The organism is Bradyrhizobium sp. CCBAU 65884, assembly GCF_028128835.1.
In the GTDB taxonomy this organism is placed as follows: Bacteria; Pseudomonadota; Alphaproteobacteria; order Rhizobiales; family Xanthobacteraceae; genus Bradyrhizobium; species Bradyrhizobium ottawaense.
The window spans coordinates 1-1,147 of record NZ_LBJU01000029.1 but is presented as its reverse complement, the minus strand read 5'-3'; the positions used below and the strand labels follow the sequence as shown (position 1 = coordinate 1,147).

General features: G+C 59.9%; 1 protein-coding gene. It reads right to left on the bottom strand.

Annotated features, from left to right (window positions below; genetic code table 11):
* Positions 1–1,113 (bottom strand): GGDEF domain-containing protein (locus tag XI03_RS01595; RefSeq protein ID WP_271591101.1); only part of this gene is annotated, 1,113 nt, incomplete at its 3' end.
* Positions 1,114–1,147: the final 34 nt, after the last annotated feature.

Below are 1,147 nucleotides of genomic sequence, written 5' to 3'. Positions count from 1 at the left end.
TGCGCGATAAAGACGCTGGTCGGCGACGTTCAAGATCCCGTCGAGCGTGTCTCCATCGCGCCCGAACTCTGACACTCCAACACTGATGGTGACGCTGACAGATGGTTCGGCTCCGACATCGAATGCAGTGCGTTCGATGGCTGATCGAAGGCGCTCGGCGACCGCGCCAGCCGCGTCGAGCGTCGCCCCCGGTAGCAGTACCATGAATTCTTCACCGCCCACGCGCGCGACAGAGTCGTAAGGCCGGATTGCGTCCAGACACTTTCGCACGAATACGCGCAGGACCTCGTCGCCGACGCTGTGACCACGCGAGTCGTTTATATCCTTGAAATGGTCGAGATCGAGCGACAGCAGGGACAACGGAGCTCCGGTCCGTCTGGCCCGTGCGATCTCCGCGCCGATATGCTCGATGAAGTGGCGCCGATTCCCGGCGCCGGTTAGTGGATCGGTTGCGGCGAGCCGCTCCAGCCGTTGATTGCTCAATTGCACTTGCTGAAGTGCCTTTTGAGTGTCGGCCATCGACTTGGCCAGGCGGGCGGTCATTTCTTCCTGGCTATAGATGGTGGCGAACGATTGCGTTGTTCGGAAAGCCTGGACGACGCCATAGCTGAGCAGAAGAAATCCGCCGGCGAAGATCGCGTGAGCTAGCCACCACATATGATTCCACGGCGCGGCCAAAATGAATGCGAGCGACGATAGCGCAAACCACGCGACAGAAACGCCAAAAACAAGCATGAGCGGCGAGTGAATCCGTCGCATGAGCAAGACCGCGACGTTCAGCGCACTGAATAGCAATGCGCCGCCCTCCATGGACAGGCGGACCACCGGGTGCCCAGCATAGGGTGAATAGGCGACCAGGGCGACAGCTAAGTCGATCGTAAAGAACAGGCCAATCCACGTCAGCCATGCGCGCGTGTCCGAGCGCTTCTCAAGCCCGTCTGACGGCAAGTTATAGCTGAGTAGCCCGACGAAGAGCAAAATCGACATCGCCAGGCGCGACGCTGGCCCATAGAGCAGAAACAGCCAAATGTTGCGCTGTGCCATGCCGGTGAAGGCGCCGTGCAGCGTATAGATCAGCACGAAGGCCAGAAAACCAAGGGTCAACCACCTCAACAGAGGCTCGCCGGAAGACCGATAGCAACGCCAC